Origin of the sequence: Reyranella sp. (genome assembly GCF_044224635.1) — a bacterium.
Lineage (GTDB): Bacteria > Pseudomonadota > Alphaproteobacteria > Reyranellales > Reyranellaceae > Reyranella.
In genome coordinates this window covers 77944-93419 of the sequence record NZ_JBGAKA010000009.1, presented here as the reverse complement: position 1 = coordinate 93419, position 15476 = coordinate 77944, and the positions used below count along the sequence as shown (strand labels likewise).

The 15476-nt window shown below is 67.2% G+C and carries 16 protein-coding genes; 4 read left to right on the top strand and 12 right to left on the bottom strand.

Translation table 11 applies throughout. From position 1 onward, the window contains the following. Positions 1-26 precede the first annotated feature (26 nt). A complete protein-coding gene (locus ACILR9_RS10995; RefSeq protein ID WP_395709963.1) occupies positions 27-995 on the bottom strand; it encodes a Bug family tripartite tricarboxylate transporter substrate binding protein in 969 nt (322 codons plus the stop codon). A 429-nt stretch (positions 996-1424) separates the two neighbouring features. On the opposite strand from ACILR9_RS10995, the gene ACILR9_RS10990 reads away from it, so the two are divergent. From ACILR9_RS10990 to ACILR9_RS10980, 3 genes are all read left to right on the top strand, one after another. After that, a complete protein-coding gene (locus ACILR9_RS10990) occupies positions 1425-2639 on the top strand; it encodes an MFS transporter (RefSeq protein ID WP_395709962.1) in 1215 nt (404 codons plus the stop codon). A 98-nt stretch (positions 2640-2737) separates the two neighbouring features. After that, on the top strand, positions 2738-3355 hold the full coding sequence (locus ACILR9_RS10985; RefSeq protein WP_395709961.1) for a hypothetical protein: 618 nt from the start codon (positions 2738-2740) through the stop codon (positions 3353-3355). A gap of 395 nt (positions 3356-3750) precedes the next feature. Further along, positions 3751-3969, top strand: a complete 219-nt coding sequence (locus ACILR9_RS10980) for a hypothetical protein (RefSeq protein WP_395709960.1) — start codon at positions 3751-3753, stop codon at positions 3967-3969. 251 nt (positions 3970-4220) lie between these two features. Here the strand turns inward: ACILR9_RS10980 and ACILR9_RS10975 are convergent, their stop codons facing one another. The 6 genes from ACILR9_RS10975 to ACILR9_RS10950 all read right to left on the bottom strand — a co-directional run bounded on the left by ACILR9_RS10975 (position 4221) and on the right by ACILR9_RS10950 (position 11258). Beyond that, entirely contained in the window at positions 4221-5207 is a 987-nt protein-coding gene (locus ACILR9_RS10975) for a zinc-binding alcohol dehydrogenase family protein (RefSeq protein ID WP_395709959.1), read from the bottom strand. Between the two features lie 150 nt (positions 5208-5357). Then, positions 5358-6113 carry an SDR family NAD(P)-dependent oxidoreductase gene (locus ACILR9_RS10970; protein WP_395709958.1) on the bottom strand — a complete coding sequence of 252 codons (756 nt, stop codon included), beginning with the start codon at positions 6111-6113 and terminating at the stop codon, positions 5358-5360. Positions 6114-6155: 42 nt separating this feature from the next. Beyond that, entirely contained in the window at positions 6156-7163 is a 1008-nt protein-coding gene (locus ACILR9_RS10965; RefSeq protein ID WP_395709957.1) for a D-2-hydroxyacid dehydrogenase, read from the bottom strand. A gap of 360 nt (positions 7164-7523) precedes the next feature. Beyond that, positions 7524-8159 (bottom strand): ABC transporter permease, encoded by a 636-nt coding sequence (locus tag ACILR9_RS10960; RefSeq protein ID WP_395709956.1) that lies wholly within the window; start codon positions 8157-8159, stop codon positions 7524-7526. Between the two features lie 230 nt (positions 8160-8389). After that, on the bottom strand, positions 8390-9409 hold the full coding sequence (locus ACILR9_RS10955) for an ABC transporter ATP-binding protein (RefSeq protein WP_395709955.1): 1020 nt from the start codon (positions 9407-9409) through the stop codon (positions 8390-8392). Between the two features lie 490 nt (positions 9410-9899). After that, the gene (locus ACILR9_RS10950; RefSeq protein ID WP_395709954.1) at positions 9900-11258 is read right to left on the bottom strand and encodes an LLM class flavin-dependent oxidoreductase; all 1359 of its coding nucleotides are present in this window, start codon (positions 11256-11258) and stop codon (positions 9900-9902) included. Between the two features lie 288 nt (positions 11259-11546). Here ACILR9_RS10950 and ACILR9_RS10945 point away from each other — a divergent pair, with 288 nt between their 5' ends. Continuing rightward, positions 11547-12131, top strand: coding sequence for a glutathione S-transferase family protein (locus ACILR9_RS10945; protein WP_395709953.1), 585 nt, complete (start codon positions 11547-11549; stop codon positions 12129-12131). 159 nt (positions 12132-12290) lie between these two features. On the opposite strand, the gene ACILR9_RS10940 is transcribed toward ACILR9_RS10945, so the two are convergent. The 5 genes from ACILR9_RS10940 to ACILR9_RS10920 form a co-directional block, all read right to left on the bottom strand. Continuing rightward, the gene (locus tag ACILR9_RS10940) at positions 12291-12629 is read right to left on the bottom strand and encodes a tRNA-binding protein (RefSeq protein WP_395709952.1); all 339 of its coding nucleotides are present in this window, start codon (positions 12627-12629) and stop codon (positions 12291-12293) included. Positions 12630-12682: 53 nt separating this feature from the next. Beyond that, a complete protein-coding gene (locus tag ACILR9_RS10935; protein WP_395709951.1) occupies positions 12683-13117 on the bottom strand; it encodes a phasin family protein in 435 nt (144 codons plus the stop codon). A 130-nt stretch (positions 13118-13247) separates the two neighbouring features. Beyond that, the gene (locus tag ACILR9_RS10930; protein WP_395709950.1) at positions 13248-13871 is read right to left on the bottom strand and encodes a TetR family transcriptional regulator; all 624 of its coding nucleotides are present in this window, start codon (positions 13869-13871) and stop codon (positions 13248-13250) included. Beyond that, positions 13868-14665, bottom strand: a complete 798-nt coding sequence (gene proC, locus ACILR9_RS10925; protein ID WP_395709949.1) for a pyrroline-5-carboxylate reductase — start codon at positions 14663-14665, stop codon at positions 13868-13870. The genes ACILR9_RS10930 and proC overlap by 4 nt, the downstream gene beginning before the upstream one ends. Positions 14666-14724: 59 nt before the next feature. Continuing rightward, a complete protein-coding gene (locus tag ACILR9_RS10920) occupies positions 14725-15459 on the bottom strand; it encodes an enoyl-CoA hydratase/isomerase family protein (protein WP_395709948.1) in 735 nt (244 codons plus the stop codon). Between the last annotated feature and the right edge of the window lie 17 nt (positions 15460-15476).

The window sequence follows — 15476 nt, the reverse complement described above, 5'->3', positions numbered from 1 at the left end:
TTCGCTTGGGGAGGAAGATGAAGTGATCAATCCAGCCTGACCCCCGAGGCTTTCACGGCAGGCGCCCACAGGCGGCGGTCCTCGGCGAGGAAGATCTCGAAGCCCTTGCGGCCCGGCGGCGGCATGTCCATGCCGAGATCGGTCTCCCAGCGCTTGCGGATATCCGGCTCGGCCAGCGCCTCGGCGATCGCCGTCTCGAGGCGGGCCAGGATCGGTTCCGGCGTGCCTGTCGGCGCGCCGGCGCCGTACCACGACGTCGCGGCGTAGCCCGGCAGGGTCTCTCCGATCGTCGGCAGGTCGGGCGCCGCCCACGACCGCTCGCGCGAGGTGACACCCAGCCCCCTGATCCGGCCGCGGCGAACCTGCGGCAGCATCGACGGCATGTTGGCGAACATCATGGTGATGGTGCCGGACACCAGGTCGTTGTAGGCCGGCCCGGCGCCCTTGTAGGGCACGTGGATGATATCGACCGCCGCCATGGCCTTGAACAGCTCGCCGCTGAGATGCAGCGACGACCCCGGCCCGGACGAGGCGAAGGAGTACTTGCCTGGATTGGCCTTGCAGACCTCGATCAGCTCGGCGACCGAGCTCACCGGCAGCGACGGCGTGACGCCGAGCAGGTTCGGCAGGACGGCCAGCCGCGAGATGCTGACGATCTCCTTGTCGGGATCGTAGGGCAGCCTGGCGTAGAGCATCGGGTTCAGCGTATGGCTGGCCACCGAGATCAGGCCGAGCGTGTAGCCGTCCGGCGCGGCGCGCGCCAGCTCCACCGTGCCGATATTGCCGCCCGCCCCGCTCTTGTTGTCGACCACGAACTGCTGGCCGAAGCGTCGAGACAGCTGATCGCAGATCAGACGGCTCACCGTGTCCGTGCCGCCGCCCGGCGCGAACGGGCAGATGAAGCGCACGGTCTTGGCCGGCCACGACGACACATCGGCGCGCGCGATCGCCGGTGCCGCCAGGGCCGCAACGAGCAAGGCCCGACGCTGGATCATGAAAACTCCCCCCGCGAACGGCTTCGGCCCGCCGACCGAAGCACCTCACGTTAGAGCGATTCCCGTTTCGAGGGAATGCGCGGCTTTTTCCATCCAAGAATTTCGCTGGGAGCGCGCCAATGACGAGAAGCAGACTCATCCGCCGGGAGCGCGCCACTCCGAGCTTGTGAATTCATTAGCGGCATCGACTTTGGCCGCAGTTCCGAGAAAGGAAAGGTCCCTCGCTGCGTTCGGGACGACAGTATTATTGTCATCCCGAGCGCAGCGAGGGACCTCTAATTTTTTCAACCTCGGATCGAAAGCGACATCGGCAATAAGTTCACAAGCTCTCCGTGGCGCGCTCCCGGCCATGACCTCCGTCCTCCGTTGTTTCGCCACAGCGCGGTCGGCTGTTCCAGCCGGACGCAATGTGCTCTAGCGTCCCCGGCAATGAATTCGACGGAGGAACGCGACCGCCCGGTGCGCGAGCTGCTGGGCGTGCCGGATTTTCTGCGGCTGTGGCTGGCCGGAGGCGCCGGCAACGCCATGCGCTGGCTGGAGCTGCTCGCCTCGAGCCTGTTCGCCTTCGAGGTCACCGGGTCGGCCTTCGCGGTCGCCATCGTGGTGGCGACCCGTCAGCTGCCGCAATTCGCCTTCGGCGCCTTCGCTGGCGCCGTGTCGGAGGCGGTGAACCGCAAGCTGATCGTCGTCCTGGCCATGCTGGTGCCGGCGATCGTGTCGAGCTTGGTGGCCCTGCTCGCCGCCACCGGCCACCTGGCATTGTGGCACATCGCGATGGCGAACCTGGTCTCGGGCATCTTCTGGGCGACCGAGATGTCGACCCGCCGACGCATGGTCGGCGAGGTCGCCGGACCGCATCGCATCGTCAACGCCATCGCCCTCGATTCGGCGACCAATGCGGCGACGCGCATGGTCGGCCCGCTGCTGGGCGGCATCGCCTTCGAATGGCTGGGCATGCAGGGCGCCTACGCCATAACGGCGCTGGTCCAGGCCGGCGGCGCCCTCGCCATGAGCCGTCTCACCCATACCCAGATCACGCGGCGGCTGGCGCTCGCCAGCCTGCCGGCCGAGATCGCCGAAGGGCTGCGCTTCGCGCGCACCAGGCCGACGATCGTCCTGGTCTTCGGCATCACCATCGTGGTCAACGCCTTCGCCTTCTCCTACTCCGGCCTGGTATCGCCTTTGGGCCTGGGCGTGTTCGGGGTTTCGCCGGCTTTGGTCGGCCTGCTGGCGGCGGGCGAACCGCTCGGTGCCTTCCTGGGCGGCGCCCTGATGGCGGCGGGCCTGCTGCGGGTCGACCGCCGCCTGCTGTTCGCCGGCGGCGCCGCACTCTTCTTCGTCGCGCTGATCGTGATGGCGCTGTCGCCGTCCTACTGGCTGGCGCTCTCGGTGCTGATCATCGGCGGCTTCGGCACGGCGGGATTCAGCAACATGCAGACCACCCTGATGCTCACCGAGGCGCCGGCCAGCATGCGCTCGCGCCTGATGGGCATCGTCACCGTGTGCATCGGCACCGGGCCGCTCGGCGTGCTTGCCGCCGGCGCGCTGGCGCGCGAGCTCGGGCCGCGCGATGCCGTGCTGGTGATGGCGAGCCTCGGGCTGCTGGCGACGGCCGTCCTGAGCGCGGTGCTGCGGCGACGCTGAGCCGGTATCGTCGCCCTCCAACGCGTCGCTTCGGCCGGGCCCCCGAGCCGTGTTATGGCATGATCCGCGCATTGAGCCGTGATCTGCAGGGAGACCGGATGCTGACTGACGAGGACCGCGCACGCATCGAAGCGGACGAACGGCTCCGCCACGCAGTCCGCCGGAGCATGCAGCCGCCCGCCCAACCGGCTGAGCCGCCGCCGCCGTCCAGGCCCAGCTTCGGCCAGCGCCTGATGCATTTCCTCAATAGCTCGGTCGGCATGTGGCTGCTGTCCTCCGTCCTGCTGACCGGCGGTGCGGCGGTGCTCCAGCAGATCCAGCACGACCACGAGATAACCCTGAAGAACCAGCAGGAGCTGACCACTCTGCGCTTCGAGATCGAGCACCGGCTCGGCAACATGGCCTTCCTGCTGCGCCGCGCCAAGACGGTCGGCGCCGCCAAGGTGGCGCTCGACGGCGTGTTCAAGAGCCCGATCCCGCTCGCGCCGGAGCTGCAGAATCGCAGCCTGTCGTCGCTTTTCCTTTCGGCCTATCCGATCCTGCCCAAGGACAAGCATCATGACGTTCGCCAGGCCATCAAGCTGGTGAAGCAGCTGGAAGAGGACGAGCTTCTGCTGCGTTCGTTGCCCGACGACCAGCCGCTGAGCGACGCGCAACGGGAAAAGTTCGGCAAGACGATCAGCTCCATCCAGCAGCTGCATATCTCCGAAAGCTGAGCGCCGGAACGCCACCCGATCATGAAGATCGCCATCCTCGACGACGACTTCGATATGCTGCGCACGCTGCTACGTCTCGCGCGACAAATACGAGGGGCAGTTCACCGACGTCTTCGACCAGATCGTAGCCTACGCAAACGGTACGCCGACCCGCGTGGTCAACCCGGATGTGCTGGCGCACGCGCACTCTCGCCCGTTACGGTCCAGGGAGCGGCGCTCAACGATCGTCCCGCGACAAGGTTGCGCGACCTGATCGTCATATGATCGACAATGCTCTCGTCGGGCGCTGTGACCTAATTGGGAAAGCGGCATCCCCCAGCATGCCATCACGTTGATCGGGACACGCGCTGTGATCGCAGCGTTCGTGCAGACGGACAACCTGAGGAGGCACAGAAATGCCGCTGTTTTTCCTTATTGCCATTGGTGCAGGCGCGTTCGTGGTCGGCGCCACGACAGTGGACGTCGTACAGGACGGCCATCTCGGCCAGAGCAACCAGTTTGCCCAGGCCGCTCCGACGCAGCCTTTCAACCCCAACGCCTATCCGACCCTGAGGGAGTGCCTGGATGCGGCGACACGGCAGAACGTCCCGACGTCGGTCTGCCAGAGGCAGTAGCCTCTCCAACTTCCCGCCCGCCCAGGGTAGACAGCGAGGCCCCCTCAGGGGCCTCGCTTCATTTGTACTCGTTCTCCTTGTCATCCTGAGCGCAGCGAAGGATCTCATCGCCAGAAGTGACAGAGCACACTCGTGGCTAATGGCGATGAGATCCTTCGCTGCGCTCAGGATGACGGAACACTCTTGCGCGGCGAAGAGCGCCACTGTCGGCAGAGGTTACTCCGCCTGAAGTGACGCGCTCCCAGCGAAGATCACGAACCCTTGCCCGCCTTGAGCAGCAGCTTGCCTGCGACATGGCGGCCTTCGAGGCGGCGGTGCATGTCGGCGGCCTGGTCGAGGGTGAACATGCCTTCGATCGGCACTTTCAGCCAGCCCTCGACAATGCCGGCGAGCACGTGGGTGATGCCGGCGTCCCATTCGGGCGAGGCCTGGTCGACATGGCCGAGATGCAGGCGCGTAAAGGTTTGCGAGCGCGGCAGGATGCGCTCGCGGATGTTCTTGAACGGCTGCCCTTCCGCCTCGCCGATGCTGATGACGTGACCGAGCTTTCGCACCACGTTGAAGGTCCGGTCGAGCATGGTGGCGCCGTAGGAATCGATCGCGAGGTCGACGCCCTTGCCGCCGGTGAAGTCGAGCACCGCCTTCTCGAAATCCTCTGCCGTGGTCACCACGACGCGCGCGGCGCCGTACTGCAGCGCCCGCGTCTCCTTGCCCGGCGTGCCGACGGTGCCGATGACGCGCGCGCCGGCATGCACGGCGAGCTGGGTGCAGGCGAGCCCGACGCCGCCGCCGATCGCGTTCACCAGCACGGTGTCGCCGCGCTCCAGGCCGTAGATCGTGTAGAGCATGTGATAGGCGGTGAGCGCCTGGATGGGGAACGCTGCGCCGACATCGAGCCCGACGGCCGGCGGCAGCTTGATCAGGCCGGTTGCCGAAGCGACGCACTTCTCGGCATAGGCGCCGCCCTTTTCGGGGAAGGTCGCCACGCGATCGCCGACCTTGATGCCGGTCACGCCGGCGCCCAGCGCCGCGACGGTGCCGGAGACCTCGAAGCCCAACACCATCGGATAGGTCATGGGATGCGGATAGATGCCGACGCGGACCTGCGTGTCGGCCCAGTTGCAGCCGGCATAGGCGACGTCGATCAGCACCTCGCCGGGACCCGGGACCGGATCGGGCATGTCGGCCACCGTGAGCTGCTCGGGGCCACCGGTGGCGTTGATGACGACTGCTTTCACGATGATCCTCCGCGCAAATCTGTCGTCCTGAGCAAGGCGCGGTTTACCGCGCCGTTAGCGAAGGATCTCATCGCCGCCTGCGACCAATCCTTGGAGATTTCTGGCGATGAGATCCCTTCGCTACGCTCAGGATGACGGAAAAAGACGCTCCTACACCGCGACCGTGAGGGCGCCGTCGATCACCAGGTTGGTGCCCGAGATGCGGCTCGCCATCGGGCTCGACAGGAACACGACTCCGGTCGCCACTTCCTCAGCCGTGCCGAACTTGCCGGTCGGGTTGACCTTGAGCGTCGAGGCGAACAGGTCCGGCATGTTCTTCTCGATATTCTGCCAGATGCCGCCGTCGAAGTAGGTGTTGCCCGGCGACACGCAATTGACGCGGATGCCCTTGCCGACGAGCTGGCGGGAGAGCCCCTTGGCGTAATGGATCAGTGCCGCCTTCATCGCGCCGTAGGAGCCGGCGGCGAAATCGACCTCGAAACCCGAGACGCTGGAGATCAGCACGATCGACGGCGAGGTCGACCTCTCGAGGAACGGCACGCCGGCCGAGACGGCGTTCACCGTGTGCATCATGTCGGTACGGAACGACTTCTCCCAGCTCTCGGGCGAGTCGCCGACGGCGAGCGCGCTCACGTTGCAGACCAGCGCGTCGAGACCGCCCAGCTCGCCGGCAGCCGCGACGATCCAGTCCTTGAGCGCCGGCCCGTCGGCGACGTCGAGCGCCTTGCCCGACGCCTTCACGCCCTTGGCCTCGAGTGACGCGACGGCAGCCGAAACATCGTCGGCATTGCGCGCGCAGATCGCGACGTTGGCGCCTTCCGCGGCAAAACCCTCGGCGATCGCCCGGCCGATGCCCTTGCTGCCGCCGGTGACGGCGACGCGCTTGCCCTTCAATCCGAGATCCATGCCAGCCTCCTGCGAAACGACCAGGGCCTGTGACAGGTCTTGTCAGCCGAGATCGTCGACATCATTGCGCAGCTTGGCACCGGCGCGCCAGCGCGCGAGATTGTCGAGGAAGATGTCGAAGATCGCTTCATTCTGGCCAAGAGAGTGGCTGGCGGTGTGCGGCGAGACGAGCACATTCGGCATGTCCCACAAGGGCGACGCCGGATCGAGCGGCTCGCGCTCGAAGACGTCGAGATAGGCGCCCGCCAAGTGGCCTCCGGCCAGGGCCGCGACGACATCCTTCTCGATTGCGACCTCGCCGCGCGAGACGTTGATGAAATGGCTGCCGGCCGGCATGGCGGCGAAGGCCGCCGCGTTGGCGATGCCGCGCGTCACCGGCGAGGCCGGGCAGCACAGGATCAGCCAGTCGGCCTGCGGCAGCACCGCGTGCAATTGCTCGTAGGCGATCGTGCGGTCGCACGGCTCGATAGGATCGGCGGTGCGGCGCACGCCGATCGCGGTCATGCCGAGCACCTTCAGGAACGAGGCGACGTGCCGGCCGATCGGGCCCATGCCGACGATGACCGCGCACTGGCCCCCGAGATCGCGCGGCGAGCGTTCGCCGAGGCGCGGCTCCCAGGCGTGGCGGCGCTGGGCGTCGGCGAGCAGTGGAAAGCGCCGGTTGAGCGCGATCACGGCGCCGAGCGTGCTGTGCGCCACGGTCACGGCGGTGGCGCCCGATGCCGTCGTCACCTTGACGCCGCGGTCGCGCAGCTCGCGATAGATCGGCCGCTCCGCCCCGGCCGGATGGATCTGCAGCCATTTCAGGTTCGGTGACTTGCGCAGCACGGTCTCGAAGCCCTGCAGCTCGGGAGTCTTCCGGTCCTTGCTCGACGAGCCGGTGACCTCGCGGGTCATGAAGGCGATGTCGGCGGCGCACGGGCCGTCGACGGCTACTGCCTCCTCGGCGGTGATGAAGGCAAGGTTGCCGGCAGGCACGGCGGCCGCCGCGCGCGCGCCCCAGATCTTGTGAGCATGAGCCGACAGCAGCAGCGTAAGCGGACGAGACATGGGGGCGGAGACTAGAGCAAAAGACCCGACGGTCGATACTCATTCTCCTCCCCAAGCGCAGCTTGGGGAGGTGTCCGCGTAATCGCGGACGGAGGGGTCATGAGCAACGGGACTGGGGCCTCTGACCCCTCCGTCGCCGTATGACGGCGACACCTCCCCAGCGAAGCTGGGGAGGAATCTGATCACTACGCCGCCAGGAACTCGTTCCACTTCTCGGTGTAGTATTCGAGGTTCTTCGGCCGCGTGTTCCACACGAGACCTGCACCAGGGTGAAGATCGGCAGCCACTGGTAGGCGAGGAAGAACAGCGTGATCGCGCCCAGGATCCAGCCGGTGAGGTTGAGGCGGAAGCGCCAGCCGATCATCGCTCGGCTCCCAGCCGCCTGATGTCGACGACGCGCAGCGCGACCACCACGCCCACCAGCATGCAGATCATCAGCAGCACGGCCACCACCGAGGCGGCGCGCAGCTGCGAGCTTTCGTAGAACAGCAGCACCAGGTTGGGCAGCAGCGCGTGCTTGTTGCCGCCGATCGTCGCCACCGTCGCGAAATCCGCCATGACGTTGAGGAAGACCAGCACCTGGCCGATCACCACGCCGGGCAGGGTGAGCGGAAAGACGATGCGCCAGAACACGGTGAACGGCGTCGCCTTCAGGGTCATCGCCGCCTCGCGCCATTGCAGCGCGACCGAGTTCAGCATGTAGACGACCGGCCCGGCCGCCATCATGGTGTAGAGCGACACCTGCGCCATGGTGATGCCGGTGCGCGAATAGAGGAACGCCTCGATCGGCGACTGGGTCGCGCCGAGGAACATCAGCGTCTGGTTGATGACGCCGTTGACGCCGAGGAAGGGCACCCAGGCGATCGCGCGGATCAGGGTGCTGGTCCAGAACGGGATGATGAACGCGAGGAACAGCGCCGTCCGCCACAACGGGCTCCTGACCTTCATCGTCAGGAAATAGGCGATGCAGTAGCCCAGCGCGCCGGTGACGGCCATCAGCCCCACGGTGTGCAGGATGGTGGTGAAGATCAGCTTGACGTAGATCGGGTTGGCGAAGAAACGCGCGTAGTTGTCGATCGTGAGCGGGCTCGCCGTCGAGAAGGCGCGGCCGCCTCACAGCGACACCCAGACCAGCAGCACGATCGGCACCACGACGACGCCCAGCATCCACAGCGCCGGTGGCACGGCGAGCCAGTAGCTGGCCGGCGAGCGGACGCGGATGGTGCTCATGCCGGCGACACCGCATGCAGCACGCTGGCCTCTGCCGTCCAGCCCAGCGGGACGGTCTGCCCGGGCGCGATGCGCGCCGCCTGGGCGCCGAACTGGTCGACCTTCAGCACCTCGCCGTCGGCGCGCTCGAAGATGTGGCGGCGCACCGAGCCGAAATACTCGACGGCGGTGCAGCGGACCGACAGTCGGTTGACGTGGCGCTCGACGCCCAAGTCGGTGATCAGCTCGGCGCGCACCGAGAAGGACACCGATGTGCCCAGCGCCGGCGTCGAGCCCGTCATCGGCCGCGGCACGACGAACGTGCCGACCGGCGTCTCGACCCGCAGCGCACCGGCCAGGATCTCCGTCACCCCGCCGCGGAAGACGTTGTTGCCCTGCACGAAGCTCGCGACGAAGGCGGTCGCCGGACGCTGCAGGACCTCCTCCGGCGGACCCTGCTGCTCGATGCGCGCGTGGTTCATCACCACCACGAGGTCACCGAGCGAGAACGCCTCGTTCTGGTCGTGCGTCACCCAGATGAAGGAGATGCCGGTGCGCTGCTGCAGGAGCTTGAGCTCGAGCATCACGGTCTCGCGCAGCGAGTAATCGAGCGCACCGATCGGCTCGTCGAGCAGCAGGATGCGCGGCTCGGTGATCATGGCGCGGGCCAGCGCGACGCGCTGGCGCTGGCCGCCCGACAGGCTGGCCGGCTTGCGATCGGCCAGGCTGGCGATCTCGAACGAGGTCAGCACCTGGTTGACGCGCCGGGCGATCTCGGCCCGGGGCTTCTTCAGCATCTCCAGCCCGAAGCCCACCTGCCTGGCCACCGTCATATGCGGGAACAGCGCGAAATCCTGGAACATCATGGCGATGTCGCGCTGCCACGGCGGGTCGCGCGTCACCTCCTTGCCGCCGATCAGGATGCCGCCGTCATCCGGTTCCTCGAGGCCTGCGACGCAGCGCAAGGTCGTGGTCTTGCCGCAGCCCGACGGCCCCAGCAGGCAGACGAACTGCCCCTTCTCGACCTGCAGCGACACGCCGTCGACGGCGGTGAAAGTACCTCGCGATTGAGATCGAAGCTCGGCGTGTATTGCGGCGAGGTCGACGAGATCAGCCAGCCGTTGTTCCCAATCGGAATGAACACGCCGATTTCCATCGTCCCTCCTCGAAGGTGTGGCTCGTGCTGCAACGCAGCAACTCCCATGCCACCGATGAAAAGCACCGATTGATTGGACAATTGGCGACGGCGCGATCACGCGGCGAGCGGGTCAGTGCCCGATGCGAGGCAGATTGCCCGATGGGAGAGTCATCGCTGGGAGCGCGCGCCACTCCTGTGGCGCAATCTTCGCCTCCCCAGCTTGGCTGGGGAGGTGTCCGCGAAGCGGACGGAGGGGTCATGAGCCACGGGAGACAGCGGGGCCCATGGCTCATGACCCCTCCGCCGCCGTAAGACGGCGGCACCTCCCCAACTTCGTTGGGGAGGCGAAGATTGCGCCACGGGAGTGGCGCGCTCCCAGCGACTGAAAACTACTGCGCGGCTTCGACCACGCCCGTCGTGTGAAATCGGCTGCGCGGCAGCGGCAAGCCGAGATTGCCGCGCAACGTCGTCGATTCGTACTCCGTCCGGAACAGGCCGCGGCGCTGCAGCTCGGGGATCACCATCTCGACGAAATCGGCGAGCGAGCCAGGCAGCCAGGCGGGCATCACGTTGAAGCCGTCGGCAGCGCCGCCCACGAACCACTCTTCCATCACGTCGGCGACCTGTTCAGGCGTGCCGATCGCCAGCACGTGACCGCGCGGACCGGCATTGAGCAGGCAGAGCTGCCACAGGGTGAGCTTGTCGCGCCGCGCCGCCTCGAGCAGCAGGCGCTGGCGGCTCAACGGGCCGTTGGTGTCGGCCATCTCCGGCACCGGCCCGTGCAGCGGCAGCTTGTCGAGGCCGTGCACGCCGATCGTGTGCTCGAGAATCGCCAACCCGACGGCCGGCTGGATGAGCGATTGCAGGTACTCGAACTTCTCCCTGGCCTCGGCCTCGGTGCGGCCGACCACCGGATAGAAGCCCGGCATCACCTTCACCTCTTCCGGCGTGCGCCCGAACTTCGGGACGCGCGCCATGACGTCCGAATAGAATTCCCTGCCCTGCTCGATCGTCGTCTGGGCGGTGAACACCAGCTCGGCCAGACGGGCGGCGACGTCGCGCCCGGTGCCCGAGGCGCCGGCCTGCACCAGCACCGGCCGTCCCTGCGGCGAGCGCGCGACGTTCAGCGGACCACGCACCTTGAAGTGCTTGCCCTTGTGGTTGAGCACATGCAGCTTCGACGGGTCGAAGAATACGCCCGACTCCTTGTCGCGCCGGAAGGCGTCGGCGTCCCAGCTGTCCCACAGGCCATTGACCACGTCGGCGAACTCGATCGCGCGCTCGTAGCGGTCGGCGTGCGCGAGGTGCTCGTCCTTGCTGTAGTTCAGCGCGTCGGCCTCGTTGTTCGAGGTGACGAGGTTCCAGCCCGAGCGGCCGCCGCTGATCTGGTCGAGCGAGGCGAACTGGCGGGCGAGCGTGTAGGGCTCGTTGTAGGTCGTGGTCGAGGTGGCGACGAGGCCGAGATTCTTCGTCACCGCGGCCAGGGCCGACAGGATGGTCATCGGCTCGAACTTCACCACCTTGCCCATGCGGCCGCGCGCATCGGCGCTGCCGGCCAGGCTGACCGCGGCGCTGTCAGCCAGGAACAGGAGATCGAACTTTCCGCGCTCGGCGAGTTGGGCGGTCTCGAGCATCTGGGCGAAGCTCACACCCGACAGCGCATGCGCCTCGGGATGCCGCCAGGCGGCGACATGCTGGCCAGTCTCGTGCACAAATGCGCCGAGGCGCATCATCCGACGTTGCTTCATGGTGCCTCGTACTCCGACCCGCGATCCGCGATCCGATGGATCGTACACTCACGAAGGGTCCCTCGCTGCAATCTGGATGACAACGACTTTTCATTTCTCCCCCGCAATCGGGGGAGGTGGCCCGTGATACGGGCCGAAGGGGGAGAGTCACAGTCGAGATCTTTCCGATTCCGACGTCTGACCTTCAGAGATCTCCACTGCTGCCTTCCCCCTCCGCCCCTGTGGGGCACCTCCCCCGATTACGGGGGAGGAAACGAAAGCTATGCTACCGACCGAGGAGGATCGTCCATGCTCACGCTCTATTTCGCGCCCGGGGCCAGCTCGATGGCGGCGCACATCGCGCTGCACGAGGTCGGCGCCGCCTTCGAGGGCAAGCCGGTGTCGCTCGCCACCAAGGACACGCACACGCCCCAGTTCCTGGCCATCAATCCCGAGGGCAAGGTGCCGACCCTGCTGATCGACGGCAGGCGGCTCACCGAGGTGGCCGGGATCCTGTTCTACCTGGCGCGGCGCTTTCCCGAGGCCGGCCTGCTGCCGGCCGGCAACGTCGAGGCCGAGGCGCAGGTCGTGTCATGGATGTCGTTCATCGCCTCGACCATCCATCCGGCGCGCCGCCAGGGAATCGAGCACGCTCGCAGCGTCTACAAGCTCGCCGACCAGCGGCTGGGCAGGAACGACTGGGCGGTCGGCGGACGCTTCTCGATCGCCGACATCCACCTGTTCCGCCTGTTCTGGCGATTCCGCGGCTCGCTCGATCCCGAGCCCGGCGACTTCCCCAACATCGAGGCGCACTACGCGCGGATGATGGAACGGCCCGCCGTCAAGAAGACGATCGAGATCGAATCGAAGATCGGCTACGCCCTGCCGGCGTGACTCAATATTCCTCCCCAAGCGAAGCTTGGGGAGGTGTCGCCGTCTTCGGCGACGGAGGGGTCATTGAGTCATGAGAGGGGGTTGAGCCTGAGGCTCATGACCCCTCCGTCGCGTAAGACGCGACACCTCCCCACGCATGGCGTGGGGAGGAGGACGAGTTCAAAACAGCTTGCCGCCGTTGGGCACGCTCTTGTCGGGCACCACGAGCACGACGCTGTTGTCGGCCATCGGGAAGCCGAGCGTCAGCACCTCCGACATGAACTTGCCGATCTGGCGCGGCGGGAAATTCACCACCGCGGCGACCTGGCGGCCGACCAGCGCTTCGGGCGTGTAATGGACGGTGAGCTGGGCGGAGGATTTCTTGATGCCGATGTCCGGCCCGAAATCGATCGACAGCTTGATGGCAGGCTTGCGCGCGCCCTCCAGGATGGCCGCGTCGACGATGGTGCCGACGCGGATGTCGACCCTGGAGAAGTCTTCGTACGTGATCGTGGTCATTGGCCCAACTTAACCCATTTCACCAGGTTTCTGCGGGCCGCCGACGGGGAGACCTACTTCTTGGCGATCGCCGCCTTCACTTCGTCGGTGATCTCGCTGACGCGCGCGCTCAGCGCGGCGAACGCATCCGACTGGGCCCTGCCGTAGAGGTCCGCCAGTTCCTTGCCGTTGGCGATGGCGGTCTCGTAGCTTTTCTTGGCGAAGTCGATCTGCTTGATCGCCTTCTCCTCAAAGGTGGCCGCGGCGAGCACTTCGCTGCCGTACTTCGACAGGTCTTCCATCGCGGCCCGGACCATGTCGCCCTGGCGCTGGGCAATCGTCTTGATCGTCTCGACGGCGGTCGTGTTGGCGCTGGTCATGGCCGCGAAGTTCTTGCGCGTCGCCTCGACCATGGTCTCGACGTTGACGACCGGCATCTTGAAGTCGGCCGTGAGCTTGGTGAAGTCGAAGTCGGTGAAGGGATTCTTGAAGGCGCCGTTGCCGTACATGGCGGTCTCCTTGGGCGAATGGGCGTTCGGACGGGCGTAGGAACCGCAAATGCTGCGGTGCACAACGAGACGGAATGTAGGCGCCCGCCGCGCCAAGTCAAGGAATCATTTTGTGCAGTGCACAAAGATTCTACGCGGAGGCCTCGTCCGGGGTCGGCTCCGCGGTATTGGCTCGAGGCTTTTTCGTATATTTATCAACAAATTGAACCCAGCGTTCGGCGCCCTTGAGGCGGCTGTCCAGGGCCGCCATCGTCTTCGAAGAGTCGGTCGTTTCGTCGCGCTCGAAGACCTGCGAGACAGACTGGTAAAGGACCAGCAGGCCGCTTTGCCGCATTGCACCCGCAATGCCGTCACTCGGCACGCCGGCCGCCTCGAGCATGGCGGCCATCGAGCGGCGCACTGCCGGGCCGAGGGACAGCGCCAGCAGCGGGTCGCGCAACCCGGCGCGGCGGATCGCCTGGACCGCCGCGCGGTGCGGGCGCAGGGCGTCGAAGCGGCGCATCAGCACGTCGAACAGGCGGTCGCGCACCGTCTCCTCGGGATCGCTGGCGGACGGCGTCCCCGCCATCACCTCGGCGTCGATGCGCGCCAGGAAGCCCGCGACCAGCGCCGCCTTGTCGGGATAGCGGCGATAGAGCTCGGCCAGCCCGAGACCGGCACCCGCCGCGACGTCGCGCAGGGCGACGTCGGCGTAGCCCTTCGCGGCGACCAGGCCCAGAAAGGCATCGAGCGCGGCGTCGGGTGCGCCGGTCATCCCGCCAGCTCCTTGGAGCGGCGCGAGGCGGCGGCCAAGGCCTTGTCGAACACAGGCTGGATACCTTCGGGCGCCATCAGCACCTTGAGCGCCTCGGCGGTGGTGCCGCCCGGGCTGGTGACATTGACACGCAGCTGGGCGGCGGGCTCGCTCGACTGGCGCAGCAGCTCGCCGCTGCCGGCGACGGTGGCACGGGCGAGCTGCATCGCCATGTCGGGCGCGAGCCCGAGCCTGGCGCCGGCCGCCGCCATCGCCTCGACCAGCAGGAAGACATAGGCCGGGCCGCTGCCCGACAGCGCGGTCACCGGGTCCATCAGCGCCTCGTCGTCGACCCACAGCACCTGGCCGACCGCCTCCAGGAGATCGTGGCAGCGCTTCCTCTCCGCCGCCGACACGCCGCCGACCGCCGTCGCGACGGTGATGCCCTGGCGCACCGCCGCCGGGGTGTTGGGCATCGAGCGCACGATCTTGGCCGTGCTGCCGAGATGGGCGGCGAAATACTTCACCGTCTTGCCCGCCGCGATCGACAGGAACACCGCGCCGTCGTCGGCGAAGCGCCGCAGGTCGGGCAGGACGCCGTCCATCGACTGCGGCTTGACGGCGAGGACGACGAGCTCCGGCGTCTCGACGACCTCGGCGGTCGACGCGACGGTGCGCAGGCCGTCGCGCCTGGGCCGCAGCGCCTCGACCGGCTCGGCGACGACGATGTCGTTGGGGCTGAGGCCGCGGGCCAGCCAGCCGTCCAGCATGGCGCCGCCCATCTTGCCGCATCCGACCAGCATCAGCTTGCCCATGGCCAATCCCCTCGTTTCCCCGTTCTCTTATCGGCCTATCTGCCTTTGAAGCTATCGGCCTATCGGCCCTTGAAGCGCGCCGTGCGCTTCTCGCGGAAGGCGGCGGCGCCCTCCTTGCGATCCTCGCTGTTGGCAATGCGCTCGAGCTTGTAGCGTTCCGGCACGAAGATCTCGGCCGGGCCGCGCGGCAGCGTCTGGTTGGCGAAGTCGCGCAGGGTGCGGATCACCAGCGGCGCCGAGCCGGCGATGATCCTGGCCATGCGGCGCGCCTCCTCGCGCTCCTCGCCTAGCGGCACCACCTTGTTGACGAAGCCGACATCGTAGGCGCGCTTCACGGACACCTCTTCGCCGAGCAGCAGCAGCTCCATCGCCACCTTGTGCGGCATGCGCGAGACGATGCCGGGCATCAGCCCGCCGAACACGCCGACCTTGGCCTCGGGATACATGAACTTCGTGGTGTCGGCCGAGACCATGAGATCGCAGGTCATCACCATGCAGATGGCGCCGCCGATCACCCAGCCCTGGGTGCAGGCGATCACCGGCTTGGTGAGCTTGTGGCTGACGTCGGGCACCGCCTTCCACATCGCCCCAGGCGGCTCCTTGAGGTCGGCGCCGACGCAGAAAGCCGGCCCATCGGCTTGCAGGACGGCGACCTGATCGCCACCTGCCTCGAAGGCGCAATAGGCGTCGTAGAGGCCGTCGCACAGGGCCTGGTTCAGCGCGTTGCGCTTGTCGGCCCGCGTCATGGTGATGGTGGTGATGCCTTCGCTCGACTCGACTTTGACCAGGCCCACGGCGCCCTCCGGTGTAT